At 60.0% G+C, this 17674-nt stretch carries 16 protein-coding genes and 1 tRNA gene; 10 read left to right on the top strand and 7 right to left on the bottom strand.

The features are described from left to right. Window positions 1–46: 46 nt before the first annotated feature. Together DX912_RS11430 and DX912_RS11425 are read left to right on the top strand one after the other, a co-directional pair. Window positions 47–122 (top strand) — tRNA-Ile (locus DX912_RS11430). A 219-nt stretch (window positions 123–341) separates the two neighbouring features. Beyond that, a complete protein-coding gene (locus DX912_RS11425) occupies window positions 342–1304 on the top strand; it encodes a tyrosine-type recombinase/integrase (protein WP_233433571.1) in 963 nt (320 codons plus the stop codon). 228 nt (window positions 1305–1532) lie between these two features. Here DX912_RS11425 and DX912_RS11420 read toward each other — a convergent pair whose 3' ends face one another. The 3 genes from DX912_RS11420 to DX912_RS18625 form a co-directional block, all read right to left on the bottom strand. Beyond that, a complete protein-coding gene (locus DX912_RS11420) occupies window positions 1533–4727 on the bottom strand; it encodes a type ISP restriction/modification enzyme (protein WP_220340800.1) in 3195 nt (1064 codons plus the stop codon). 305 nt (window positions 4728–5032) lie between these two features. Further along, window positions 5033–5647: a DUF6988 family protein gene (locus tag DX912_RS11415; RefSeq protein ID WP_115842647.1), complete on the bottom strand. Its 615-nt coding sequence runs from the start codon at window positions 5645–5647 to the stop codon at window positions 5033–5035. 100 nt (window positions 5648–5747) lie between these two features. After that, the gene (locus DX912_RS18625) at window positions 5748–6446 is read right to left on the bottom strand and encodes a hypothetical protein (RefSeq protein WP_233433570.1); all 699 of its coding nucleotides are present in this window, start codon (window positions 6444–6446) and stop codon (window positions 5748–5750) included. An 874-nt stretch (window positions 6447–7320) separates the two neighbouring features. On the opposite strand from DX912_RS18625, the gene DX912_RS11395 reads away from it, so the two are divergent. From DX912_RS11395 to trbJ, 5 genes are all read left to right on the top strand, one after another. After that, the gene (locus DX912_RS11395) at window positions 7321–8037 is read left to right on the top strand and encodes a helix-turn-helix domain-containing protein (RefSeq protein WP_115842644.1); all 717 of its coding nucleotides are present in this window, start codon (window positions 7321–7323) and stop codon (window positions 8035–8037) included. A 129-nt stretch (window positions 8038–8166) separates the two neighbouring features. Then, on the top strand, window positions 8167–8712 hold the full coding sequence (locus DX912_RS18195; RefSeq protein WP_147298638.1) for a hypothetical protein: 546 nt from the start codon (window positions 8167–8169) through the stop codon (window positions 8710–8712). Window positions 8713–9731: 1019 nt separating this feature from the next. Next, entirely contained in the window at window positions 9732–10232 is a 501-nt protein-coding gene (locus DX912_RS11380; protein WP_115842641.1) for a hypothetical protein, read from the top strand. Next, window positions 10219–11748 (top strand): P-type conjugative transfer protein TrbL, encoded by a 1530-nt coding sequence (trbL, locus tag DX912_RS11375; protein WP_181902808.1) that lies wholly within the window; start codon window positions 10219–10221, stop codon window positions 11746–11748. Before DX912_RS11380 ends, trbL begins: the two co-directional genes overlap by 14 nt. 15 nt (window positions 11749–11763) lie before the next feature. Further along, on the top strand, window positions 11764–12504 hold the full coding sequence (trbJ, locus tag DX912_RS11370; RefSeq protein WP_115842639.1) for a P-type conjugative transfer protein TrbJ: 741 nt from the start codon (window positions 11764–11766) through the stop codon (window positions 12502–12504). Window positions 12505–12638: 134 nt separating this feature from the next. On the opposite strand, the gene DX912_RS18795 is transcribed toward trbJ, so the two are convergent. Next, on the bottom strand, window positions 12639–12977 hold the full coding sequence (locus DX912_RS18795) for a helix-turn-helix domain-containing protein (RefSeq protein ID WP_115842638.1): 339 nt from the start codon (window positions 12975–12977) through the stop codon (window positions 12639–12641). A 44-nt stretch (window positions 12978–13021) separates the two neighbouring features. Here DX912_RS18795 and DX912_RS11360 point away from each other — a divergent pair, with 44 nt between their 5' ends. From DX912_RS11360 to DX912_RS11350, 3 genes are read left to right on the top strand one after another with little or no spacing between them, the layout of a single operon-like run. Beyond that, complete coding sequence (locus tag DX912_RS11360) at window positions 13022–13309, top strand: DUF4031 domain-containing protein (RefSeq protein ID WP_115842637.1); 288 nt, start codon at window positions 13022–13024, stop codon at window positions 13307–13309. A 30-nt stretch (window positions 13310–13339) separates the two neighbouring features. Next, on the top strand, window positions 13340–14548 hold the full coding sequence (locus tag DX912_RS18420; RefSeq protein ID WP_181902807.1) for a nucleoside triphosphate pyrophosphohydrolase family protein: 1209 nt from the start codon (window positions 13340–13342) through the stop codon (window positions 14546–14548). Beyond that, window positions 14545–15216, top strand: a complete 672-nt coding sequence (locus tag DX912_RS11350; RefSeq protein WP_115842636.1) for a uracil-DNA glycosylase — start codon at window positions 14545–14547, stop codon at window positions 15214–15216. The genes DX912_RS18420 and DX912_RS11350 overlap by 4 nt, the downstream gene beginning before the upstream one ends. 3 nt (window positions 15217–15219) lie before the next feature. On the opposite strand, the gene DX912_RS11345 is transcribed toward DX912_RS11350, so the two are convergent. From DX912_RS11345 to DX912_RS11335, 3 genes are read right to left on the bottom strand one after another with little or no spacing between them, the layout of a single operon-like run. Beyond that, complete coding sequence (locus tag DX912_RS11345; protein ID WP_115842823.1) at window positions 15220–16023, bottom strand: thymidylate synthase family protein; 804 nt, start codon at window positions 16021–16023, stop codon at window positions 15220–15222. Window positions 16024–16025: 2 nt separating this feature from the next. Then, complete coding sequence (locus DX912_RS11340) at window positions 16026–16655, bottom strand: C1 family peptidase (RefSeq protein WP_115842635.1); 630 nt, start codon at window positions 16653–16655, stop codon at window positions 16026–16028. Continuing rightward, on the bottom strand, window positions 16652–17671 hold the full coding sequence (locus DX912_RS11335; protein ID WP_115842634.1) for an ImmA/IrrE family metallo-endopeptidase: 1020 nt from the start codon (window positions 17669–17671) through the stop codon (window positions 16652–16654). Before DX912_RS11335 ends, DX912_RS11340 begins: the two co-directional genes overlap by 4 nt. Window positions 17672–17674: the final 3 nt, after the last annotated feature.

The raw sequence follows: 17674 nt of genomic DNA, 5'->3' as shown, positions 1-17674 counted from the left end.
TCGCGCGCCGGCCCAGCCCCGTCGGCTGCTAAACTCCGCAGCCCACGGGCCTATAGCTCAACGGTTAGAGCAGGGGACTCATAATCCCTTGGTTCCAGGTTCGAATCCTGGTGGGCCCACCAGTAATTGCAAGGCCTCCAGCGGATCTGCTGGAACTCCCTCCAGATGCTGGGTACAGTCTAGGTACACCAATTTCGCGCGCCTGGACTGTGGCCACGTTCGTAAAGAACCCAAAGGGAAGCTGGAAGGCAGTCATCCGTAAGCACGGGTGGCCTACCGTAGCCAAGACGTTTCGCACGAAGCGAGATGCCGAGGATTGGGCTCGCCGGACCGAAGACGAGATGGTTCGCGGCGTCTACATTCGGCGGAGCTCGTCGGAACGCCTCACCTTCCATTCGGCGCTCGATCGCTACTTGGCAGAGGTGACTCCTAGTAAGAAGCCGGCGACCCAACAGGCTGAGATCCTGAAGGCTAAGCCGCTTCGAGAGTTCTTTGGGGATTACTCCCTCGCCGCTATCACACCCGATCTCGTCGCTCGCTACCGAGATGAGCGGCTGTCCGCGCGCGCTTACAGCGCAAGAAGAAATGCGCCAAAGACGACCATCAAGCCCAACACTGTTCGGCTTGAGCTTGCCTTGTTGAGCCATCTATTCACCATCGCCATCAAGGAGTGGCAGCTTGGACTCATCCAGAATCCTGTTGCGAACATCCGCAAGCCACGTATAGGGGCCGGGCGCGATAGGCGGCTCACCACGACTGAAGAGCAGGACCTCGCAGCGGCGCTGGCCAACTACTCGAATCCCATGTTGGGGTGGATCTTTCGCGTAGCTATCGAGACTGGGATGCGCTCCGGGGAGATCAGCGGCCTAAAGCTGCGACAGGTCGACCTAGAGCGCCGAATCGCGCGCCTGACGCAGACCAAGAACGACGGTGCTCGTACGGTCCCGTTGTCGAAGGCTGCCGTAGCGGCCCTGCGGAGCGCGGTCGAGAATCCGACGCGCCCGAAGGGATGCGATCTTGTGTTCTTCGGGGAACCTGGGCGTGACGGGAGGCGTCGCGCCTACAACTTCAACAAGGCCTGGACCGAGCTAAAAAGGCAGCTTGGTATCGACGACCTCCGCTTTCACGACCTTCGCCACGAAGCGGTAAGTCGGTTCGTTGAGGCTGGCTTCAGCGATCAGGAAGTTTCCGCCATCAGCGGGCATAAGTCGATGCAGATGCTTAAGCGATACACTCATTTGCGCGCCGAGGATCTCGTGGATCGGTTGGACGAAAGGCGTGGTCCGTCGAACCCTGCGACGTGAACTACGGCACGGGTTGGGCCGCCTTGAAGTCGACACATCGTGTACTTCTCATGGCGGCCTAAGCTCGATTCCCAGTGACTACGTCCGACCGCAAGGATGCTATTCGCTCAAAGCAAGCGCTTTGATGCGCGGCATTAACTACACGCTGCCAAGGCAACTTCGTATCCGCCGGACTGAATCGCCCCCCTACACAGCATGCGGCGCGTCTTAAGCCGCCGTGTGGACCGGTTATGTGCGCTGGCGCAGTGGCCAGCCCCCGTATGCGTCCACTATGGAATCAAGTTCCGACTGAAGCTCTAGCGTGCGAGCAAGGGCAGCGACAACCTCGTGGTAGTGCATGACGTCCTCAAAGCTTAGCTGACGACCTCTACGGCTCTTCAACCACTTTTCGACCACCCGGTAGCCGCCGATGTGGGTGTCCCACACGCCCTGCGGCACGCCACCGAAGTACTGTGCCTCGTTAATGTAGACGCGGCCCGTGCCGTCGTTGCCGGGAACCCAGCGTAACTTGACCACCTCGTTGTTTCCGGTGACATCGAAGCGGCTAATACGCGGCTGTTTCTGCTCCATCGTGTGGAGCGCGATCAATTCGCCACCAATGGCGACGAAGCGGTCAAAGAGATCGCGGCCTGGGGGGAGCGGAATACGCGGGAAGTCGCGGCGTAGAAGCTCGATGTAGCGACTTCGGTAGGAGGGGGTGTAGAGTACAGCGTACATCCAAGCGAGCGTGTTCTCGGGGGAAGGGGTGTAGCCAATTACCTCGTGCAACGCCCGTAGAAAATCAGGCGCCAAGTTGGCGCTTTTTCCTGTTGATCCCTGCTCCAACAAATCTGCTGAGTCAGCCTGATAGAGCCAAAGGGGGAAAAAGCTGGATTGTGTTGTGCTCTCGCCGGTTTTTGCCTCAGTCATGAGAGCTGAAGCAAGGAAATGATCGACCGCACCCGACTTGTTGCTGCGCGCCGTGATGATGCCAACATTCGGCCTAAGCATGTGCTTCATGACCTCCGAACGGGGGCGACAAATGAATCCGCGCGGCTTGCCGGTAAAGTACGTATAGCGAGCATCAAACGGCCTATAAAGAATGGGCGCAACGGCGGTCCGACTTGGGCCTGAGTCCCTAATATCACTCTGCGCTAGGGCCACCTTCCAGTCCTGTGAGTCCTTACCCAGCGCGTACTTCTCACGAGCGCTTTCGGAAGAGAGGCAGCAAAAATCATTGATGACGTCCCATACTTCGTCGCCTGACTCGCGGATTGTTAGTTCATCTCGCGCAGTCACGATGCCAACGCCGTTTACAGGCATCAGAGAAGTGATAGACCAACCTTGGCCATACTCCTGACGAAGGTCGCCATCCTCGGCGACGAAGTAGTAGCTCGGACTCACCGGTGCCAGCTCAATCCAGTCGGTGTTGCTAAGGTCGAGCGCGTCAAGTGTTGCGTACTTGTCTTGGCGAAGCCCGTACAAATCGGAGTGATGCACTCGGGCTAAGTGACCGCCGTTGCGCTGCGAGCCCTCTCGGCGTACGAAGATGCCAATTGCCACGCCCTGCTGAATGTCGAAGACGTTCTCGTCTTTTTCACCGTCCGGTGTCTTTTCTTTCTTCTTGCTATTACCGTGCAGGTCCAGCAAGTAGATCTCGTCAAAACCGCGCATCAAGCTTTCGCGCATCCCACGAAAGGTCGGGTTGTCGAGGTAGCCGTGGTTGGTGACAAAGGCGAGGATGCCGTGTCCGGTTTGTTCGATGCGCCACTGCGCAAAACGGATGAACTTCACGTAATCGTCATTGAGCCACTTTGGGTTGCGCTCACCTAGGGGCTTGCCGTCCACCTCAAAATAGTTCTCGGTCGCGCGCTTGTTCAGGGCGTCGTAACCACGGAGCAATCCGGCGATCCAGTCGCCGGTGTTAGCCGAATGTCCCGAGTACGGCGGATTGCCTAACACCACCATCACTGGCGCATCGCGCTTCACGTTCGCCGCCGCACGCGACTCCTCGGCCAGCCATTGAGTGAACAGCGGCAAGCCGGTCAGTTCGTGCGCTTCTTCCAATGAATTAGTGAGGAACACACCCAGGCGCTGATCGCTGGAGAAGTCGTATCCGGATTGCTCCAACTCTAGCCCCAGCTTCATGTGCGCCACGGCGTACGGCGCCATCAGCAACTCGAAGCCGAACAAGCGCGGCAGCAGGTGCTCGGCCACGTAGCCCGGCCACGCTCCCGCGTTCCCATCGAAGTGCTCGCGGATCCTCGCGATTACTGCGTAGAGGAAGGTGCCTGTACCGGTGGCTGGGTCGAGGATCTGCAAACGGTGCGCTTCATAGGTCTCCTCACCCTTACCCTGTACTTTCGGGCGCTTGAGCTTGACCTTCTTCGCATGGGCCAAGCCTTCCTTCATTCCAAAGTCGCGCTTAAGCAATGCATCCACGCTGCGCACGATGTAGCCGACCACTGGCTCCGGCGTGTAGTACACGCCTCGCGCCTCGCGCATCTTCGGGTCGTAGGCAGAGAGGAACGTCTCGTAGAAGTGCACTACGGGGTCTTCCTGGCGCGTGCGCTTGCCGAAGTCGGACAGGATCTCGTCCATGTCGGCACGTGCCAACAGCTCCGCCAGTTGATCCACGGCCCAAGCAATGCGCTCGTCCAGGTCCGGGCCGGCGATGGAGTTGAACAGCTTGCGCAAGAAGGGATTGGTTTTTGGCAGCGCGCTCGCCGCGATCTGACGTGTGAACCCCTTGGACGGTGCATTGCAGCGCGCCGCGAACAGGCCGTAGCACAAGGTCTGGGCGTACATGTCGGCGAATTGCTCGACGGTCAGCGATTCGATTAGGACTTGTCGGAAGGCCTGCAACTGGCCATGCAATTCGCCTTGCTCCCCCTCAGCCTTGAAGGTCTGCTCGATCAGGCTGCGGATTAGCTTGGCCAGGCCCGCCATGCGGGTAGCAAGGTCCTGAGGTGTGGACTTGAGGGGGATATCGGCAAGCAGGAACTGGTCCAGCAACTGCACGGTGGCGGACGCCGCGTCGTCATTCCAGCGGATGCGGCCATTGGCGGCGGGGCGCGGCAGATCAGCAGTCAGGCGAAGTTCGCCATCTAAGTACCAGCGGAAGGAAAGGTAGTCGGTAAAGACGAGGTTGCCGAGCGATTCGCGATAGCGGGTGAGCTGCTCGCCGCGCTCCAGTTTGGCAAGGTCCAGCCCGACGTCCTTGGCTTCGACATGGCCCAGCGGCACGGTGCCGCGGACGATGATGAAGTCCGGCGCGCCGCACTTGATCTGGCGCGGCTCGTTGATGGCGTCTACTTCCGGCCCCCCGAGCGCCTCAAGCAGCGCTTCGAGCGCCGGGCGGTGGGTGTGCTCGCTGGCTTGGCCCGTCTTAAGGGCCTGCTCCACAGAGGCTAGGTAGGTACGCATCGCGTCAAGCTTGCTCATCCGTCATCCCTCAGGTGATGGCAATAGGGTACGTGAAGACGGAGAACTCACGGCAGGGTTGTCGCGCCCTTGCGAAGGGATGGCTCACGAGTAGCAAGGGTCGGGGTGCGCCCTGGCGCAGACCGGTACCGCCATTGCAGAAGTGTCCGGCGCCCATCGCTAGCGCGCGGTCTCACGCTCACCGGCACGAAGACATGGCGTTCGTGGAGGTTGGAACGACCGTTCGGTTCCACGGACGGGCCGGAGCCCCTCAACGTGCCTTCACGCGAATACGGACACTGGCCTGTCGTCGGCTACACCACCGACTACCTGCGGTGGGGCAGACAGCTCGAGTAAGCCGCACATGCGGCAATCACCTCGTTCTGGAGGCCAAGGCGTCCTGTGAGGATAGCGAGATGCTGACACGCCAGTACCGCAAGGCCATTGCTGCTGCGGAACATTTGCTCGACCAAAGCCTGCGGAGGTTCAAAGCGGGTCCAGTGCACGGCGTGGATGCCGGAATGGACGAACGAGTTCAGCGGCATCCAAGAACTGTCCTTGAACTCGCGTAACGCGACTATCAGGTTCGCGAGTTGAGGAATCTTCTCCAGCATCTCCAACATTTCTGCTACTTGAGGAATGTTCTTGGTGGCTTGCTGGGATTCCATCGACAGGGTCGACGTAAGCCGCTCTATCTGCCCATCGTTCGCCCGATACAGGACCCAGATGGCTCTGAGCACAGCCTCGAACTGACTTCGGAGCACTGCAGCCGCCCCTATCGGCAGTTCGGCGTCGCACAGATTCCGAACCGAGGCGGCGAAATGGAGCGAGGTAATCGCGAGAGTTCGGCTTAGGAGGAGGCGTTCGGAATCATCGTGCGGTGGGTGATCCACCACATCGGCTAGATGCCCCAGCAGCTCGGCTGCTCGTGCCATTTCCATCCGTCTGCCTCCTGCACCGGTAGGTGGTCCAAGTCCGCTAACAATCGGGAAGTGCTTTTCTAGTCCGCTGCGTCGGAAGCAGACCCCGCCATCTCCAGGTCTAGTCCCGTAAGGAGGTTTCGAGCAGTCCTACATACGAATCGAGTCGGGTGCGAAGGCCGACCAACAGCCAACCGGCCGCGTACAGAAGGAGCATCGCCCAGATGAGTAGTCCCGCGAGCAGATTGACATCGAACGCGCCGGCCCAGTCGCCCCACTCCCAATTGCGAAACTGCAGGTAGAGGGCGATTAGTAGCGGTAGAACGCCGAGACGCTGAATTCCGCCAAGCAGCAAACCCATCCGTTCGCCCATGTTGTGGCGCAGTGCGGTCACGAAGGCTAGACGCGACTCGCGTTCCTGGCGCGTATACCTCCGTAACTCGGCCACCAAGGCCTGCCATTTGACGAAATCAGCATCCATCTCCGCCGCATGGTTCTCGCGGGGCCGCATGAATCGCGGTAGCTCACGCCTGAGCATGAGCCCTACCGATAGGCCAAGGCCCGTTACCTCCGCGACCAGACAGACCAGCGCCAGCGGAAGCACCGCTGCTGGCCAAATCGAGTGAATGAGCGAAGGGACTGTCAAACCGACGCCGGCCATGCTGAGCCCGAACCACAAAGACCAGCGCTCCATCCGGGATGAGGTCGGCTGATGACTCTCGGTGATATACGTCTGTACGCGTTCATGGAGCCATTTGTAGGTTAACGGCCCCCGCTCCGATCGCGGCGCCGTCTTCGAATCCGTTCCGATTCCGTCCATTCCCATCCCCTAGCCGCTCCCCTTTCCGGCGGATGGTAGCGCCTCTTGCGAGGTCTCTCAGAACTCATTCTGCTCCGCGACAGCGTGGCAGTGGATCCCGTCCCACCTACTGCCTCGGTCGCTCGTTTCGAGCCGATAGTCGCGCGCGTGCCGCCGCGAGTATTTCTTCGCGCCCTTCTTCGTAGGTTATCTCGCCCCTAAGCATCCGCTCGATTAGGCCACGCGCATCGTCAGGGAGCTTCATTCCTTCTATACGAAGGCTTGCTTCCACATACGCCAACACTTGCTCAGACGACAACTTGATCCCGCTCATAGGATGCTTCGCTCTCGAGTAAGTGACAGAGGGGTGACACGCTGACACCGCTAACGGACGTAGATTCGCGCACAATGGTTAAATCGGACGAGCAATTGCTCTGTGGCGACAGCGCATCTGGCGCAAATTTACGAATTGTTCATGATTTCACGCTGACGCCGATCCCTCTTTCAATTCAGAAAGATGCATAGCTCAAGTCTGATATAAATATATCAAACTCTATTGTTTTCAGCACGTTACAGCTATTGCAGCGCGCCGAAGCGTTACTGATTCTCCTGATGCACTTCAACGCAAGGAGACATGCAGTGACGAAGGTAGTTACATCCGTTCACGAGTGGGCGCTCGAGAAATATGGCCCCTTGATGACGTATCCCCAGGTCGCGGAGATGTTGAGCCGTACGACCAATGGGCTACGCGCAATGATGGCGCGAAGGGAGAGCGAGGCGTCCAGGATGCTATCCGGCGCGAAGTTCACGATCGGTCGCCGCGTCTACTTTCGCACCGATCAGGTCACTCGATTGATTGGCGCCCAACCGACGGGAGCGGTTGGAGGGAGCCGTCATGTGTGACAAGGCAAGGATCCTGTTCGCGGAACGAAATGCCTTCTACGAGCTTGACCTCCCACCGAACCCGAAGGCGGTGTACCTAGCCTTGATGCATCGGGCGAACGGTGCAAAGAAGGCATTTCCCGGTGTGCCGAAGCTCGCTCACATGACCGGGCTGAGCGAAAGGACCGTGCAGCGGGCCATCGCATGGCTGGAAAGTATGAAGCTGTTGGCCCGGAGTGCTCAGATCGTTGCCGGGCGACAGACATCGAATCTCTACCACTTACTCTTTCAGGGTATCGGCGCTCAGGCGGTGTCCAAGCGTCACCGGGGAGGGCGACAGCGGGACGCCCGAACAAAAGAAACATCCATATCAGAACAACAACTACCCACAATCCCGAGGCACAGAACGTGGTCGCCAGAGATTCAATCGATCCTTCGTACGATTGACCCTGGTTTCCGCCAAGCGGCTGAAACCGCCCTCAGCAAAGCGATCGATCGGGGTCGCATCGAGACCACGGCAGCCGCGTATCTGGCGGGGGTCGCACAGAAAATTGGACAGGGCAAGTTTGGACCTCCGAGTGGCTCGCCACTTCGTACCAGCGCAACACCGGCCTCTGCTGATCGCGCGCCCGATCCTGTCCGCGGCGCTCCAATCAGGATTAGTAGCCCTGAAGTAGCCCGCGGCCACTTGCGGGTGATCGGCGAGCTGCTTAGCGGAGCTGCTGCGTGATAACGATCCGAATCGAAGACCCCGAGACGATCATCCTGATCGCGAAGTATTCGTGCTACGTGCGAGACGTCGATGGAGCGACTGGGACACTTGATGAGTTGGCCGAAGGGCTAATGCTCGGGCTGTTGGATGCCCACGATCGATTCCGTCAGTGGTGTGGGATGGACCAGAGCCTTGATGAGCGACTGTACTGCGGGTGCGACTGTGGCTAAGAAGAAGCGGAACAAACCACGCCGAACACGCCATGGCGGCAGTCTCCTTGGCACCGCCACCTTCGACGGGAAGCCGGGAATTCTCGTCGCACAGTCTCCGAACGGGTTCCTGCTGCAGATCTCGCATGACGAGGTGATCTGCTTCAGTTCTCCGGCTGAGTGCCTCGAGAGCGCCAGGCTCTTGATTGGAGCCGCTCATGCGGAGGGGATGAGCGTAGAAGAGGCGCTCGGCGCGCTGGAGGCGTTAGTTCCCAATTCTCGCTCTTCTCAATGTCCCTTTGATGCGGATGACCGGGTGCTGATCAGTGCGGATCCACAGTTCCCAGATGAGGACATCGACGGAGTGACCGATCTGCTGGCGGCATGCCCAGACTATTGGTTCATCGACATCTGTGATCGGCATGGGCGTCGCCTGCTCGCCTGGCGAGGGCGGCTGCCACAGAAGGATGAGCGCTTCGCGTGATGTGCCTTGAGCGCCCGAGGTTTTTGACGAAAAAGTCAAAAAAACTGCTGAGCGTCGAGAGCACTTGGGTGGGGCCCTTTTTGACGAATCGTCAAAAAGCATCTCGAGACCAAAAAGTAGTGGAACATAAAGGGTGTCAGACATGTACTTGATGTTTAGCGTTGTAGCCCGCCTGCCAAGCAGGTCACGTCGTCAGACGCCGGAAGTAGTGTCGTCCGACAAGTGGCGGACGCAATGAGCGGGGCGAAGGAGCGAGTCTCCTATCGAGTTCCGTCGAGTTTGAGGGACCGAGTCAGGGACGTAGCGAAAGAGCGCGGCATCCTCGAAAGCGCGGCAGTGCGTACGGCTCTCCAGAGCTTCATTAAGCATGACCAGCAGATGGACGAGCTTTCAGGGTTGGAGAAGCGTGTCGTTGGCTCGCTGACCCGCCTGATGAAGGACGTGAGGCTGGTGCGAAACGATCTCCACCTGGCAATGGCCATGATCAACGTCCTAGCGGAGACATACCTACTGCACACACCGCCTTTGCCCGATTCCGCGCGTGACCCTGCTGCTGCATCCGCCGTCGACCGCCATCGGAAGTTCACCAGGAGGGTGGTCGCCCAGTTGCAGGGAGGGGAGGGGCTTTGGTCGGACCTGGCGGAGGCGGAAGAGGAGGGAGCTGGTGCAAGTAGTTGATCGGCGCGACTCCACCTTCCTTTTTGACGAAAAGTCAAAAATCTCTAGGTAGGGCGAGTCCCTAAGGCGACGGCAGGCGCGAACCTGTCTAGCCGATAGCGCTCCACCGTTTCGCCTGCACCCGAGTGTTATCGCCTAAGTGCGCCACTCAAAGAATCTCAATAGAAGACAGCGAGCAGCGACGCTCGCGACGCTTCGCCCGAAGTGGTGCAGTCGGGGTTGACCGGGGCTACCCACGGAAGGGGATGCCGTCTGAGCTGAAGCACCTATCGAACGCCCAATCGCCGTCCTTGTGGCGCCGATGGCATCTATCCCTACCCCTCTACTCAGGAGCTACGGCTATGCGCCGAGTTTCACCGTGCGACATTGACATCATCGACGCGGAGTTCCGCGTCATCGGCCGCCCGCGCTGGGCGGGTTGGATGGCTCAATTCCCCAACAAGCGCGATCGCTTCGCTTTCGTCTGCAGCGTCATTGCGCCGCTGGCAGTGCTGGGCGGAGTGCTGCTGGGCTTCGTCCACTTCGCTTTCCTCGCCGCAGTCGTGATCGTCACCGTTGGGTGCTTGGTCAGCACCGAATGGCAGCGTTACGGCGCGCTGGGCCTTATGGTGGCCTCACTGCTTGCCACGATCGGTTGCAGCCAGGAAACGACGCACGAACCGCCGCGCGCCACGCTGGCTAGCGAACAGCAGGCCAAGTCGACCGAGGAAGCGCAGGCGAGCATTCGCGAGGCGACGAGGTACCGCGATCCGCGCGAGGGATTGAAGCCCAAGGGAATCGACATTCTCAGCGGTGAAGTGAATGCCAAAGGCGACAAGGATGCGACCCATGAAGCCCGTTAAACCGATGCCCCCGACGCGGGCGGTGCAAGGTCGTGCCCGCGTGGCGATCCTCGCAGGCGGTTTGGCCGTAGTCGTCCTGTTCCTTTCGGCGGCGGCAACTGCGCAACAGATCGCGCCGAGCATGGGTATGTTCGATGACATTGCCGCGTTCTATATGCAGCAGGCAAAGGCGATGCAGGCGGTACTAGAACCGTACGCGTCCAGGCTATTTGGTCTGTTGGCGGTCCTCAGCATCATTATGTTCTTCACCAAGCAGATGCTGAACGGTGACGGCAATATCACCACGCTGATAACGCGCTTTGCGATGGAGATCCTAAAGCTCGGATTCTTCATGATGGTGGTCACTCACGGTCCACAGCTGCTTTTGCAGTTCATCGGGTATTTCATCCAGAGCGGCGCGGCTGTCACGGGTCTAGGTGAACTCTCCGCTTCCGGCATTGTCGTTCTCGGGTTCGACGCGTGCTTCCGAACCTTCGACGCGATCGGCGCAATGGGATGGGGCGACACAGCCGCTTTCGGCTTGCCGCTCGCTCTCGCCGGCATGGGCATCCTCGCGTGCTTCGCAATCGTGGGAATTCTGTATCTGGTCCGAGTGATCGAGCTTTACATGGTCATGTACGGCGGAGTGCTGCTGCTGGGTTTTGGCGGAATTTCCTTCACCCGGGACATTCCCAAGAATTACCTCAGCTACATGATCGGTGCGGGCACGCAGTTGTTCATGCTCAACGTCGTAATCGGCTTTGGCATGCAGCTCGTTACCAGCTGGCCAGCCTCGCTCACGCAGGGCACGCCGGATGCCGTGCTGCGCCAGGTGTTGCAGCTGTTGGTCGGCTCGGCGGTTTTTGCCGCGTTGGCGTGGTCGATTCCAAAAGTGGCTGGCAGTCTGGTCAATGGGGCGGTGTCGCTGGGGCCGAACGATGCGATCGCGCCGGCCCTTGCGGCAGGTGGCGCAGTGGCAATGGGCGCAGCCGTGGCAACCGGCGGAGGATCGGCTATTGCTGCCGCTACGCAGGGCGCAATCCAGGCGACGACGAGCGGCGTCTCGCTGGCAAAGGAAAGCGGAGCGTCCGGCATTGGTGCTGCGGTCAGGGGGTTGGGCCACGCCGTTGGCGCAACAGCATCGGAAGCCGGCCAGGCGGCGAAAGCAGGCCTTGGCCTAGCGCCGCCATCGCCCAATGCGACTGACAGCCGGGGCCGTAACGTCGAGAGCATGGGCACCCGTGCTGCGAATAGCCTGCAGGGACAAGCTCAACAGGTACGCGAGACGAAGGCAGGCGCGCCGGTCACCGCTAATGGAGGCGAAACCGCGCCGCTCAACATCGGGAGCGCGCCCGACGGTGCCGTGAGGCCCCTAACGGCGCAGCAGTCGGCCGCACTGAATGACGACGGTAGCCCGGAGTTTCGTCAGCCCGACCCGAATAACCCGAATTGGGGCAGCAGAATCGCGCCGCCTCGGCTTCCGCCTGAGGCGCCGCCGGCTAGTGCCGTCTCCATCCGCCTTGACACCGACGACTAAAACAGGATCACCACCATGAAGATTCAAAAGAGCGTTGCTTTGGCCCTCGCGGTTGCTATTACCGGCACCGGCATCACCTACACCCTGCCGGCAGCGGCGCAGTGGGCCGTGTTCGACCCGACCAACTACGTGCAGAACTATTTGACGCAGCTTCGTGCTGTGCAGAGCAACGTCAACGAGGTCCGCCAGATCCAAGCGCAGCTGCAGCAGTACGACAACATGCTCCGCAATACCAAGAGCCTCGACACACGCGACTTGGGTACGGCCATTGATGCGCTTACGCGGCTCGACCATGTGATTCGGGAGGGAAGATCGCTTGCGGTGACAGCGAGCGATTACGAAAAGGCCTTCAAGGCGCGATTCCCAGGCTATCAAGCGACGACGAACTATAGCGATGACTACCGCGAGTGGAGCGACACGTCTCGCGATTCAGTGCTGGGCGCACTACGCGTGGCCAACCTGCAGGCACGCGGGGCGTTTACCGAAGAACAGACCTTGGCGTCGCTGCGTTCGGCCGTTGCTACGGCCGACGGCCAGAAGGCCGCGGTAGATGCTGGAAACCAGATTGCCCTGGCCCAGATAACGCAGCTCCAGCAGCTTCGGGAACTGATGGTGGCTCAAATGCAAGCCAGCGGTACCTACATGGCGGCTCATCAGCAGGCTGATGCGTCGAAAGAGGCCTCAGTTCGTGAAGCGACGAAGTACCACGATCCTCGCAAGGGCTGGAGACCAAAGCCCTTGAAGATCGGCAACTAGACTGGATACATCAATCTGGGCGGACAGGAAATTCCCTGTCCGCACTCGGACTACCTATCAGCTCTAGCGCAATACTATGTAGGGCAGGTCAGAGGGGCCCCATCTCCGGGCTATTGGCTACAGGGTTATTGGCGCTAACTCCCCCTCCAAACGAGCTCCTCGATCGCTCCTATCAGCTTAGCAATTCCCGCTTCACTGCTTGGCGCCCCTGCAATCAAGGCATCAATCCTGGTCCCAAGTCCGATCTTCCGCACCTGCCCCGGAAAAGCAGGCACGTGCAGAAATGTGCAAATTTTCTGCACATTTGGAGACAGCGTGACCATTAGCCCTCGCTCCATTTTGGAGATCTGCCCTGGATCAACACCAGTCTGATCTGCAACGTATGTAAGCGAAAATCTCGCCTCGGAACGCGCCGCCCGCATCCGGGCCCCCAGTCGAAGGGCATCCTCAGGTGTCTTGAATCGTTCAGCCATATGTGCTAATTATTTGCACATCTTTTGCGGTTTGGCGAGCCCTTATGGCGGTCTACGTAGATTCGGAAGGCATTCGCTGGCGCGGTAAAGAGTGGTGCCACCTTGTGGCCGACTCCATAGAGGAGCTCCACTTGTTTGCGGCCCGCCTCGGGCTGCAGCGACGCTGGTTCCAGGACAAGGGGCGCTACCCGCACTACGACGTGACCATGGCGGTTCGGGATCGGGCATTGCGCATGGGTGCAGTAGAGGCGGACCGGGCGACCCTCATTGCCTGCTGCAAACGCGTCCGAGCGGATATTCTCCGGAGAAGTGCGCAGATGGCACTCGCCTGAAGCCCCTAACTATAAGCGAAGGACTGCTTGATGACGCCCGCATTGCCCCAACCGCAGCCACTCTCCTTGCCTGAGTACGCACTAAAGGCTCGGGAGACCAATCGATTCCAGAGCACTCCTGACGAGTTCGACAATCTGCGTTTCGGCTACTTCGGGGAAACCGGTGGACTACTCGCCTCGGTCAAGAAGTCCGTACGCGACCAACTGACGGACCCGCAGAACGCCCAGGCCGCGGAAGAACTTGGGGACGCGCTTTGGTACCTGGTAGGCACGGCAGGTTTTCTCGGCATTTTGCCCAACGAACTGGGCGACCATTGCATCCGACGTCTGCGGAAGCGCTTTGGGGAAAACGATCAGCCGGCGTCCGAACCCGTGAATTTTCGCCAGATCGATGGACTCCTTGATACTCACAAGGAGCGCTCGGACCTGGACCGAGTTAAGCAACTGGGCACCTTGGCCAACTCTGCCGGAACTCTCGCCAACATGTCGTTGGCGGTGTTTCAGTCAATGAGCCCACCGGCGCTGCGAGAGTACTTCGGCACCCTGTTTGCCGAGTGGGTACTGACGTGCGGCTGCTTTGATCTGCGCGCCGAGAGCATCGCACGCGACAACCTCGACAAGATCTCCAGTCGCTGGCCGGGCGACGAGAAGGTTTACCCGGCCTACTTCGATCCTGAAAGTAAGTACCCCGCCCATGAGCGGTTCCCAAGACGGTTCGAGATCGAGTTCGTCGAACGCGATGGATACGTCTTTCAGCTTCTCAATGACGTCTTCATCGGGGATCGTCTAACCGACAACAGCAATGAAGCGGACGACTACCGCTTCCACGACGTCTTCCACCTGGCCTACATCGCCTATCTTGGGTGGTCTCCTGTAGTCAGAGGCCTGCTGAAGCGCAAGCGCAAGTCCGTCAAGAAGGTCGATGAGAACGAAGATGGCGCTCGCGCCATGATCATCGAGGAGGGCATTGCCACCTGGATTTTCAACCACGCCAAGCGCCTTAAACTCTATGACGGCGTGAAGGCCGGCAAGCTCGATTACGGCGTATTGAAACAGATCCAGAGCATGGTCGAGGGCTACGAGGTGGACCGGTGTAAGCTCTGGCAGTGGGAGCTTGCGATCTTGAAGGGATTTGAGGTGTTTCGTCTGCTGAGACACCACCGTGGTGGAATAGTCACGGTCGACATGGAGCGTCACGAACTGTCGTTTCGCACCGCCAACTCAGCCGTACCGCAATGACCCCAACAGCCTTCGTAAAAGCACTCGCCGCCTTTAGCCTGGACAACGTTTTCAACCCCTACGCGGACGTTTGCCCGGTGCACGACCGCGCGGACGCTGCGGAGTCACGAAGGCGGAATCTGCGCACCTACCTGACGGCGGCGGCCGAGATCGGCGTCGACACGATCTGGATGGGGCGAGACCTCGGCTATCGAGGCGGCCGCCGGACCGGCCTAGCGTTGACCGACGAGTATCACCTACCCGAACTGGCCCGACGCTACCCTGGGTGCCATTCTCGTCAGGCCACTCGCGGGCCCGCCGTTGCGGAACGGACGGCAGCGGAAATCTGGGCGGTGCTGCGGGCGATCGATACGCCCCCACTCCTGTGGAACGTCTTTCCGTTCCACCCTCACGAACCGGGCAACCCCTTCACCAATCGCCGGTTCACGGCGCGTGAGCTCGACCAGGTGGATGAGCTGAATAACGCACTCATCTCGTGGCTGAGAATCCGGCAGATCGTTGCGATCGGTCAGGACGCCGCGTTCTATGCGCAGCGGTTCGGGGTCAAAGTAATCACCATTCGCCACCCCAGCTATGGCGGCGTTAGAGAGTTTCGGGATGGCATGCAGCAACTCTATCGGCTGCCAGTCAATGCGTTGAACCGGGCACAACAAGTCGCGCTGCTCTAACCGTTAGGGTGCGCGCAGGCGTTTCAGCAGCGCGGTCGCGGCACCTGTGCCTCCAAACGACTCAGCGTCCAGGTGCGCCAGGGTGCTTACACAGGTCAAGACGCCGGGGGCGTATCCGGATTCCTTGGTGACGAAGTTCAGTAGCTGGCTCAACCCGACCAGATTGCCGAGTGCGCGTTGTGCGTAGTAGTGGGATCGATACACCGCAGTGAGATCGACGGCGCCCTTCCCTGGATCGAGCTTGAAGCTGAGGTGACTCAGGCACGGAATGTTGGTCGCCCGCCCTCCGTCGGTCGCGGGCTCGTGAATCGGAAGCTCGCAGCCGATCTCGCCATGCAGCAAGTCAGTTACGTCGTGGACGCCGAGCTCATAGGCTGACTTAATCTTCCGCCCGGTCTTGGTCTCTTGAAGCTTGGTCACGATCGTATCCAACGGATTGATGACCTTCCTTGACTTTGGGTGAGTGCGCTCCATCATGCGCATCGCGTAGGTACCCCATGTGCCCTCCTTCTTCCCTGCTTTCATCGAGTCGAGGTAACGCTTGTAGAAGTCCGGTCGGCCGGACCGGAGATACAGCCCCTGCGGGAAGATTGTTCCGGCAACGGTGAACACACCGAACCCGCTCTTCCCCGCGCGCAGCGTCTCATCGACCGCATTGATGACCTGCAAGTCATCATCTTCCACGCGAGCGGGCGACGAAATCTCTAGCACGAAGTTGCGATCCGTTCGATCGGGAGCTGCGTTCAAGCTACGCGCCGCATCCAGCCAGGCGGGAACAAGTCGTTCGGCACTGAATACCTTTGCCACCGTCATCCTCCAAACGCACAGATCGCGTGCTCGCGAATGTAATCACCGGAGAGCCAAGCCTGTCCTCGCATCCCCCAGCCATCGCCCCAGCTGTTGCGAATGCGGAAATAGGGAGTGCCCTCGTTCCAGCCAAGCCCCACGACTGTCACCGCGTGGAGAACATTGGGAACGGACTCCGGTTCGAAGGCGATGACCCCGTCCCTCGGGACGTAGAAGCTCTTGGTCAATTTGATGGCGAGCCCAACAGGCAGTTGGCGTCGGATTGCTTCCGCGATCGATTCGAGGTCGCGCGGCAGCACTCCCAGCGCCGTGCCGTAGAGGCTGAACCCCGCCGGGGGAGCCGGCACCGGCGCAGCGGGCTCGGTCGCCTGATACGGGAAGTCCGCCTCGATGGGTTGCCCAGACGATGCCGCCTGCAAGGCGACACCCAAGCGGACACCGGCACCCGGAGCCCAATTAGGCGTCAGGTTGGCGGCCGCTTGATAGACGTATTCGGGGCTGAGCGCTTCGATCGTGGGGGCATATGGCAGGTTCAGCTCAGAAAGGGCGAACGCAATACAGGTTGGGCGCTGCCCCTGGTCCCGTGCCGGATTGCCCGCCTGCGGCAGTGAGATCTCTTCCTTGATGATCACGCGAGCGACGACTCCCTTAGCAGCTGCTGCTTCGCGGCACGGGTAAGCCCCGGCCCAATCTGCTCATATTTCGTCCTCGTTTCGAAAGTCGCGTTCGCCTCGGCGCCCTTCAGCCACGGCCGCTGCTCTTTCATGGCCAACACCAAAGGATCACCGTTCCGCGATTTCGCCGCCTCGTCGAGCGTCAACAGGAATTCCGCCGTAGCGACACCACCGAAGACGAGCTGCTCGGGATCAGGAATCTGCTCGGGCGAGCGCGGGACCGGACGGACCTCAAATCCTTCAGACGCCAGTTCGTCCAAGGACCACAGGTAGCCCGACGAGGCGTTGCTTTTCAAGCGAACCAGGACTTGGTCATCCGCGCGCGGTTCAAGGACGCTGGCGCGGTCGCTTTCGTCGAGCAGCCAGACTTCTTTACGGGAGTCGAACTCACGCTCTTCAAGGAGGGCGCGCTTGATCTCGATGGGCTGAACCTTCAGCAGGTCCTTAACCTGGTCGGCGTTCAAGATCTTCTGACGCACAAGTGACCAGCCCGTAGCCGTATAGCTAATTCCGAGCCGCAGCGAAAGCTGGTAGAGAACAAAGGGATTCTTCAGCGACTGAACACTCCAGTGCTTGCGTCGCATGATGTTGGCGAGCACGCCTCGGGAGGCCAGCAGGTGATACGCAAACCAGTCCGCTTCCTGCTCCACGTGCGCCGCCCTGGGACCGAAATCCATGGTCTCGTCACCAGTCGTGTCGTGGCCCATGAAGTAGTGTCCGAGCTCGTGGGCACACGTCAGGTGGATCAGGCCCGCCGATCGCTCAGAATTGACCAGGATCCCGGACACATCCTCCCGGATGAACGCACCAAGCAGCTTTTCCAAGGGGCGAAGCAGGACAGGAACGCCCTCTCCTCCCGCGATCAGAAAGGGGTCTACCCGCGTGTACCCATCCTGCTCCACACGGGCCTTGGCACCAGAGTCATGATAGATCTCGGTGGCGCGGCTGACGGCGTTCCTGATGTGAGGGAGCATTCC

Origin of the sequence: Lysobacter soli (assembly GCF_003382285.1) — a bacterium.
GTDB classification, from domain to species: domain Bacteria; phylum Pseudomonadota; class Gammaproteobacteria; order Xanthomonadales; family Xanthomonadaceae; genus Lysobacter_J; species Lysobacter_J soli.
The sequence above is the reverse complement of the archived record's forward strand: the minus strand, read 5'-3'. Positions and strand labels throughout refer to the sequence as shown.

What these genes read in the sequence shown, in the direction of transcription:
- DX912_RS11415 (WP_115842647.1), bottom strand. Translation starts at nt 5,647, where the DNA reads ATGGAAATGGCACGAGCAGCCGAGCTGCTGGGGCATCTAGCCGATGTG.
- trbL (WP_181902808.1), top strand. Translation starts at nt 10,219, where the DNA reads ATGAAGCCCGTTAAACCGATGCCCCCGACGCGGGCGGTGCAAGGTCGT.
- trbJ (WP_115842639.1), top strand. Translation starts at nt 11,764, where the DNA reads ATGAAGATTCAAAAGAGCGTTGCTTTGGCCCTCGCGGTTGCTATTACC.
- DX912_RS18420 (WP_181902807.1), top strand. Translation starts at nt 13,340, where the DNA reads ATGACGCCCGCATTGCCCCAACCGCAGCCACTCTCCTTGCCTGAGTAC.
- DX912_RS11420 (WP_220340800.1), bottom strand. Translation starts at nt 4,727, where the DNA reads ATGAGCAAGCTTGACGCGATGCGTACCTACCTAGCCTCTGTGGAGCAG.
- DX912_RS11360 (WP_115842637.1), top strand. Translation starts at nt 13,022, where the DNA reads ATGGCGGTCTACGTAGATTCGGAAGGCATTCGCTGGCGCGGTAAAGAG.
- DX912_RS11380 (WP_115842641.1), top strand. Translation starts at nt 9,732, where the DNA reads ATGCGCCGAGTTTCACCGTGCGACATTGACATCATCGACGCGGAGTTC.
- DX912_RS11350 (WP_115842636.1), top strand. Translation starts at nt 14,545, where the DNA reads ATGACCCCAACAGCCTTCGTAAAAGCACTCGCCGCCTTTAGCCTGGAC.
- DX912_RS18195 (WP_147298638.1), top strand. Translation starts at nt 8,167, where the DNA reads ATGCCCACGATCGATTCCGTCAGTGGTGTGGGATGGACCAGAGCCTTG.
- DX912_RS11335 (WP_115842634.1), bottom strand. Translation starts at nt 17,671, where the DNA reads ATGCTCCCTCACATCAGGAACGCCGTCAGCCGCGCCACCGAGATCTAT.
- DX912_RS11425 (WP_233433571.1), top strand. Translation starts at nt 342, where the DNA reads ATGGTTCGCGGCGTCTACATTCGGCGGAGCTCGTCGGAACGCCTCACC.
- DX912_RS18795 (WP_115842638.1), bottom strand. Translation starts at nt 12,977, where the DNA reads ATGGCTGAACGATTCAAGACACCTGAGGATGCCCTTCGACTGGGGGCC.
- DX912_RS11395 (WP_115842644.1), top strand. Translation starts at nt 7,321, where the DNA reads ATGTGTGACAAGGCAAGGATCCTGTTCGCGGAACGAAATGCCTTCTAC.
- DX912_RS18625 (WP_233433570.1), bottom strand. Translation starts at nt 6,446, where the DNA reads ATGGACGGAATCGGAACGGATTCGAAGACGGCGCCGCGATCGGAGCGG.